This is a genomic window from Putridiphycobacter roseus, assembly GCF_003234935.1.
Classification (GTDB): domain Bacteria; phylum Bacteroidota; class Bacteroidia; order Flavobacteriales_D; family Crocinitomicaceae; genus Putridiphycobacter; species Putridiphycobacter roseus.
On the sequence record NZ_QKSB01000024.1, the window covers coordinates 1 to 7,492 of the forward strand.

Annotated in this window: 7 protein-coding genes; all 7 read right to left on the reverse strand. The window is 32.0% G+C overall.

The window, feature by feature from the left end:
- Window positions 1-86 precede the first annotated feature (86 nt).
- Complete coding sequence (locus tag DNU06_RS17050) at window positions 87-629, reverse strand: hypothetical protein (protein WP_158526944.1); 543 nt, start codon at window positions 627-629, stop codon at window positions 87-89.
- 245 nt (window positions 630-874) lie between these two features.
- Entirely contained in the window at window positions 875-1,432 is a 558-nt protein-coding gene (locus DNU06_RS17055) for a hypothetical protein (RefSeq protein ID WP_146239312.1), read from the reverse strand.
- 214 nt (window positions 1,433-1,646) lie between these two features.
- The gene (locus DNU06_RS17060; protein WP_111064719.1) at window positions 1,647-2,297 is read right to left on the reverse strand and encodes a hypothetical protein; all 651 of its coding nucleotides are present in this window, start codon (window positions 2,295-2,297) and stop codon (window positions 1,647-1,649) included.
- A gap of 210 nt (window positions 2,298-2,507) precedes the next feature.
- Window positions 2,508-3,752: a YqgE/AlgH family protein gene (locus DNU06_RS17065; protein WP_111064720.1), complete on the reverse strand. Its 1,245-nt coding sequence runs from the start codon at window positions 3,750-3,752 to the stop codon at window positions 2,508-2,510.
- Between the two features lie 281 nt (window positions 3,753-4,033).
- Window positions 4,034-4,483, reverse strand: coding sequence for an SMI1/KNR4 family protein (locus DNU06_RS17070; RefSeq protein ID WP_111064721.1), 450 nt, complete (start codon window positions 4,481-4,483; stop codon window positions 4,034-4,036).
- 770 nt (window positions 4,484-5,253) lie between these two features.
- The gene (locus DNU06_RS17075; protein ID WP_146239313.1) at window positions 5,254-5,757 is read right to left on the reverse strand and encodes a hypothetical protein; all 504 of its coding nucleotides are present in this window, start codon (window positions 5,755-5,757) and stop codon (window positions 5,254-5,256) included.
- Window positions 5,758-5,871: 114 nt separating this feature from the next.
- Window positions 5,872-7,398 carry a WG repeat-containing protein gene (locus DNU06_RS17080; RefSeq protein ID WP_111064723.1) on the reverse strand — a complete coding sequence of 509 codons (1,527 nt, stop codon included), beginning with the start codon at window positions 7,396-7,398 and terminating at the stop codon, window positions 5,872-5,874.
- Window positions 7,399-7,492 lie beyond the last annotated feature (94 nt).

A 7,492-nucleotide genomic window follows, 5' to 3' on the forward strand; every position in this document is an offset into this window, starting at 1 on the left:
TTAGCGGCATAGTGCAACACTTAGAAAAAATCAGTGGGGACGCCCTGCGCCCACGTGATTTTGGGTTCTAATTGTTGGCAAACGTTTTAAGCTCCAAATTCTGTTTCATATATTTTTATTAATTCTGTTTTTGTCTGATCATTAACTTTTATTAGAATTCCCGATTGATATTTTCGACCGTTTTCTATATTTATTTGATTGCCTAAAATTCTCCAATAAATTGTTCCGTCCTTGTTCTCGATTGCGGAATAATTAAACTTTCCTTTTATGCCTTGATTGATTGCTATTGATTCTAGTTTTGAAAAGTCTTCTGTATAGTCATTTTTTTCTATGAATTTTATTATTCTAACATGACTTGATAAAAATTTGGATTTGAGTGTGTCCAAGTTTCCAAATTGGTCAAATTTCAAATCAAGTTGAAGAATTTGGTTGCCTTCAATTTGATAATTAAAAGCTATATTCATGTGACTTGTGCAACAGAAATATAATTTAACATTGGACAAGGCAACCTTTCCAGCTGTATCAGTTGATATACTGGAATAAATAGTGTCTATTATTTCAAGATAAGTGTATCTTGATTTATATCTTATTCCCGAATTACAAGTTTGCTGTCCAAGTTCTTCCTTCAAGAAGTTTTCAGCTCTTTCTTTTAAAAAAAGGTAATTCTTATGTGTTGTGTTTCGATAAATATTTCTCACATAAGTTGAGATAGTCGGTCGACAAGATATCAACAATGATATAGATAATATGGTTAGTAATATTTTCATTAATGTTTGCCAACGTCTGGCTAAGAATCGTCTCTTGCCAAAGCAAGATATGATTTTTTAGGTCTTGTTATATGCATACTTCTTATTTCCATTTAATTTGTTCCTTTTTAGTTCTTATCCGAATTTAAATTTAGTTCTGTTAATAACTGATAGTAACTATTTTCATCATATTCTTTTGAATCATAAACATCAAGAACTAGTGTTGAATCAGATTTGACAACAGAAAATCGATTGCCTGCATGACCAGGGTGTCTTTCTTCTGTTTTTGATATAGACATTTTTCTTATGTATTCTGAAACAGATTTCTTTTGGTCGTCACCCAATTTTAAAGTAGTCTCATAATCCAACTTTTGAAAATCAGGTGTCCCATAATAATGACCAATTGAATCACAATTTACTTTATATCTGATATAATCAAGATAAAAATCTTTGTCTGGATTTGCATAAATGACCATTTTTTCTTCGTGACCACCCCATTCACCACACTCGCTAAATCTAGCGTTAATTAATAAGTTTGTTTCAGAACTAGAGGCGCCAAGCTCAATAGCGCTAAAGAACATATTTTCAGAATTTTGATTTGAGTTGTTATTTACCTCTGCATTAGAATTACAAGCAATTATTAATGTGAAAGTCAATCCTAATAATACCAACTGTAATAATTTCAAAGGTTTCATTTTATTCTTTTGAGTTGCATATAACGATTAGTATATGGCAAGTAGGGCAGTAGAAAGCGATAAACTTTCGGATTTGCTCTGAGCCATATTTTTATATTTTGTTTTTAACTTATTCATCTTAAAAGCCAAATTAAAAATTTGGCGGTGTTCGTAAATAGCACCAACTTTCGTAAACCACAGAACGCCCTATTTGCTATATACAGTGTTAGCCACTGGTTTTATTTAATTTAGCGTAATACTCCCCCATCTTTTCCTTGCCATACATTTGTATGTCTTTCTCTTTCCATTTTTCTATATTTTTGGAATAGTAGTCATTCAGTTTTCCAGAATTATAACTTTTAATATCCTCCGTTATTTCATCTCCTAAGTAACTCCAGACATAATATTTGTCTATTTCCGTTAGTCTTTCTAATAAGTCAATCTCAGCTTTTTTCGATATTTTTTTATGCCAAATAAATTCAAATAATCCTTCTACGAGCTTGTGCTCAGCATTAATATTATTCTCCACTTTTATTTGTTCTATTATTTTCTGAATTCCTGACTTCAGTAAACTTAGGTCAATATTCTCTATCTCGAATTCAAGGAAATCGCAAAGGACTTCAGACGCATGTTCTCTTGTCAGTTCTTCTCCTGATTGAATGTCTCGTAAAATTCTGTTGAAATACATTTCATCTGAGACTTTCTCGCCAAATGAAATATTGTCTTCAGCTACTCTTACTATTTTGATATCGTTATCAAGACTTATAGCATATTTTGGAACCATCTTTTCCGAACTCCAACTATTCATTTGAAGGACAATGCCGTCCATGTCAGGATTCAGAAGTTTTGCTTTATGTCCAATAAAAGTTTTGTCCATTACTAATATCTACTTGTGGCTAAAGTTTAGTATATGAAACGTAGCGTATAAATATACGATAAGTTTCAATTTATCACTTAGCCAAATCTGTGATTTGGTATTTTACTTTTTTATTATTCTAAATGCCTAATCACAGATTTGGCGGACTTCATAAATAGGCACTAACCTTCCGTTTATCACTTACTAGCTATGTTTTATATACCGTGTTAGCTATTGCTTTTTATTCTTTATCCTTTCAACTAATTCTTCCCAAATTGGTGTGTTTTCGGAAGTCATAATTTCTGAATGAATTGCTGAAGAAATTAACCAAACGCCTTCTTTAAACTCTTCTTCAAATTGAGATTCACCCCAACTAACATAGCCATTAAAAAATCGGATTTGTTTGTCTGATATATCGTTAGATTTTAACTTTTCAATATAGTTACTAATATCTCCCATAAAATAGACTCCAGGCAGAATTTCGTTACTATTTGGTGTAGATTCTAAAGTATGTAAATAAAGTAATGAGTTTTCACCAACTGGACCACCTGAATATACTTGTGAATTACTGCCTATGAATTCTTTAGAAAGGTCACCAAGTTTTTTGTTTTGTAATTTGTTTGTAAAAACACCTTGGATTGCACCATTTTCAATTCTTGTTACTAAAATAACAGCTTTTTCAAATATTGGGCTTGGAAAATTAGGGATAGCAATAATATAATCTCCAACTTTAACTTTAGAATTTTTCAGTTGTATGCTTTTTTCAGGTTTTTGGTCAAAATCTATTAAGTCTAGAAATTCTTGATTAGTTCTTAAATTATCTAATTCAGGATATGTTTTAGCATCTTCCTTAATTTCACCATCCATTTCAATTGCTTTTCTAATGTTTTTCAAACAATTCTTATTATTCATTAAATTTTGAAGAATTCCAATTTGATAATAATTCCAAGAAAATTCTTCTATCTCATTTAAGCTACTCCAAATTTCAATTGCTTCTTTGAAATAATTTAATCTCTTTAATTCAAGACCTTTTTGATACTCTATTTGATAGTGTTGGTCATATTGATGTTGCTTCTTGCCATTTACGTATTTTTTAACAAATTCTAAGTCATTATCAATATTCACCAAACAAATTACTTCTAAAAAAAGCCAAATTATATCTTCATTTTCTGGAAAATCTTTTTTCAATTCTGCATAAAGATTTAATGCATCAACTTTTTCTGTTGCGTAATAATATCGAAGTATTAATCCAATGGTATTATGAATAAATTTAGAATCATCAAAACCAAAATCTAACAATTCCTTTTTATAAGATTTGTAATTTTTTTTAAGCTCATTATATTTTGTTGAAGCATAAGCTAATTCATAAATTCCTTCATCTTTAGAATCATTTTTTTGCTCAGGTTTAGTTTTGGAAATTGCATTAGAGTCGTTTCTTACTTTTTTCTGTTTTTTAAAAATGTCAAATATTCCCATATCGTTTTTTTTAGTTGTAGCTAACGGTTGGCTATATTTCTGTTTGCATTACCTTGCACAAAGTAACTTGATAACCGCCAAGGCATTGTTTAGGCTAAATTAATTATTTTAGACTATCTAAACCATGTTTTGGCGCTATTTTATTAATTACCACTGCTTTTAATAGGTAAATGCAAATTGAATATAGGTATTGTTAACTACTGCTTTCTTTTTAAACTTTCTAGGTACTTATTCAGATATTCCGCTTTTGGAGTTTAATTTCATTTTTAATTCATGAAGATTTACCACTCATCAGCAGGTTCTACCATATCATTTAATAAACCTGTAAATGAAGGTGATAGATTAACTATATAGCCATCATGGTTCCACCATTTAGTCATTCCGTATTTACTACCACTATTTAAATCCATAAGTATATTTCCTCCGCTACTGCATACACCTATTGAGATATGGCCAGAAGGAATTTTACCTCCTAAATAAGCAAATACTTCCTCCATACTATTCTCTCCACCATACTTTATAGCATCTAAATGAGATATTCCACCTCCTCCTTCTGGAAAGTTTTTATGATCTATATCTTCTTTTACAGATCCACCATTGTAAACCAACATGTGCTGGCGATAATCTGTAGGTAGGGTTTTACCAATAAGGGTTTCGAAATCATTTAAATCTTCATCAAAGATTGGTAGAAATTCAGCCCTTGTTTTAAATGTAATTGAAACTTTATTCATAAATCCATTAATTGTAGTTAACGGCCGGCTATATTTCTGTTTGCATTACCTTGCACAAAAGTAACTTAGTAACCGCCAAGGCATTGTTTAGGCTAAATTAATTATTTTAGACTATCTAAACCATGTTTTGGCGCTATTTTATTAATTACCACTGCTTTTAATTGGTAAATGCAAATTGAATATAGGTATTGTTAACTACTGCTTTCTTTTTTTAATACTATCGTTGCGGTCGTTCACCCAACTCTTCTACTTTGGTCCGACCCTAATTTTTACTGCATTTTTCTAAGCAAAATTCACGTCAAATTTTACGCGTTTAGCGTTTTTCCCGCCTTGGGCAAAAGTCCGAGCCACACAGTACCGCTAAAATTTCGCATTTAAAAAATACAGTGATTCACCGTGGGATCAGTCTGCCTGAGAATTGGGTTACTTTGGGTACAGTCCGCCTGAATTTTGGGTTGCCGTGGGTACAGTCCGCCGCATTTAATACCACTATAATTTTGCTTTTAAAAATACTGTGATTTACCTTGGGTATTGTCTACCGAAAACTGTAGGTTACTGTGGATTTTTCAACCCTTTTTTACCTACTTGCACTTGTAGTTAACGTTTGTGCAAATTTTCGTTGTTGTAAGGTACGAAACAACTATGAAATTTGCATTTTGTTAGCTTTTCGTTTTTATTTTCTCCAATTTACTTTTCCTTAAGCTCTTCTGTTTTAGAAACTTCATCACATTCAACTATTCTCCGAGTGATTAACTTTCACTTTTATTTATTCAGTTGCAATTTTGTTCTGTTGCCTCAGATAGATAGCGAACTGCATATTTCTCTGGCAATAATTTATTTATTTCAGCAATTAGGTCTTCAACTTGTTTCAAATAATAATGATGCAAATGAATTGACTTAACGCCCTTTTTTGTCTTGATTGAGACGAAGTATTCATTTCCACTAGTAATCAGTATACACTTATTATAATAGTCATTTCGTAAATTGGTCAACTGCAATGAATCAATATTGTCTATTGTATTATAATCAACTTTGGCTTTATACAGAATTGTATCTTTTCGAATAATACTATCAATTGTAAGAAACATGCTGCTCCTAGAAACTATGATACTGTCATTTGTAATCCTATAAGTCATTACACCTGTAAAAAAACGTTCTGCGTGATTATAAGTGGTAAAGGATACAACGAAGGAAGTACTGTCAGAATTTGAGTTACAAAGACTAGTTTTTCCAATTATTACTAAGCTTAATAATATTAATATTCTATTTATCATCTTATTTATGAAAGCTAACGTTTGAGCATGTTTTCGTTGCTGTAAGGTACGAAACAGCTATGAAATATGCTTGTTGTTGTAGGTTGTTTTAATTATTTAGTGCAAATTATCTCGCTACAAAGTATTTGTTATTTGCTCTGCATTAATATTCCCAATGTACTCGTTAGAATAGATGGTTCTATCATATAATTCCAGCCTATATCTTAATCTCGTTTTAAACTCTCCTTTAGTTATTGGAGTAGCGTATACTTGATAAAAACTTGGCAAGAGAGGGAAGCTATGGTAGCTATTACCACAAAAACTATTTATAAACCTCTCAGTATCTAGCCACTTTCCCTCCAAATCTAAGGCTTGCTGCATGATTTTAATGCGACCATCTTGTGCTGGAATTTGAACAGTGTCGTTTGTACTATTGATTAAGTATATTTTATAGGCAAAGAACCTATCATTGTAAACTGTAAGGTCAACTGTGTCAACTTGCAGTTTTAAGCCAGCTCCTGAGCTAAAACTAATCCTTCTTGGTGTATTTCTATCTTGTGCGTTTACCCCACCAAGTTTGGCTTTTCTTAGGTTCAGAGTGTCTAGTTCCCACAATGATAAATCCAACTTTCGGTATTGAATATTTTTTTGCGTTTGCCATATTATATTACCCACTTGATTTATATAGCCCCAAGCACTGTTCTTCTCAAATCTGCACAACCCATTACTAAAGCCATAACTTATACTTTCAAACTGTGGGGGAATTACTGTGTCTCCTTTCTTGTTGATAAACCCCCACAGTGACGAATCCTTAAATGCTGCAAGCCCTTCAGAGAAATTTCGAACATTAGAATATTTTATTGGAATTACAAGTGCTCCAGATTTATCAATAAAACCAGATTTGTGGTTTGTCCCTGGGATAGTTACCTGAGCTAACCCATCTGAATAATCAAAGCAAGCCCAAGTACTATTTAAGGAATCTACAACGACTTCTCCGTTTTTATTAAGGAAACAGTTTTGGCCGTTTATTCTTACAGACACTAGACCTTCTTTAAAATCGTGGTGTCCCATACCGTCAAGTTTGAAAACTATTTGGCCTGAGGTATCTATATATTTACTACTGTCCCCTGTCCACACTTTAGCAATTCCCTCACAAAATGCGGTTCCGTATGGATAATCAGTATTGATAACTATCTTTCCTTTTTTATCAATATAGCATATTTCATCATTCACTTTTACTAGTGCTCTCCCGTTATTGAAATTTCCTTGAGGGTGATAATTAGTTTTAAAAGCAACTTTACCTGTTCGATCTATAAATGCTTTTTGTTTTAGAGAAACATCATTTAAGATTACGAGCGACAAGCCATCAGAAAAGCCAGATATGAATTGAAATTGTGGCGCAATTATAATGGTGCCATTGGTATCTATGCACCCCCATAAATTATCTATAAGGACCGTAGCTAATCCTTCCTGAAATCGCTGGGCTTTATTAAATTGACATTTTATTATTCTATCACCTTGAGAATTGATATAGCCCCACTTTCCATATTCCTCAAATGGGTGAAGTCCATTTGCATAAATAGTACTTTTTTCATTCAGTACCTCTGGATTTTCACAACTAAAAAGTGCTAAAAATAATATTGCGTACAGTATTTTATTCATGGTAATCTATAACCTACAACGGCTGAATAAAAATAGGCATTTATGCCGAACAGCTTCGCTGTAATTTTTATTTTTGTGTTGTGTTTTCGTTTTT

Excerpts from the sequence above, each read along its gene's own strand:
- DNU06_RS17060 (WP_111064719.1), bottom strand. The coding sequence starts at position 2,297 with ATGGACAAAACTTTTATTGGACATAAAGCAAAACTTCTGAATCCTGAC.
- DNU06_RS17080 (WP_111064723.1), bottom strand. The coding sequence starts at position 7,398 with ATGAATAAAATACTGTACGCAATATTATTTTTAGCACTTTTTAGTTGT.
- DNU06_RS17075 (WP_146239313.1), bottom strand. The coding sequence starts at position 5,757 with ATGATAAATAGAATATTAATATTATTAAGCTTAGTAATAATTGGAAAA.
- DNU06_RS17070 (WP_111064721.1), bottom strand. The coding sequence starts at position 4,483 with ATGAATAAAGTTTCAATTACATTTAAAACAAGGGCTGAATTTCTACCA.
- DNU06_RS17065 (WP_111064720.1), bottom strand. The coding sequence starts at position 3,752 with ATGGGAATATTTGACATTTTTAAAAAACAGAAAAAAGTAAGAAACGAC.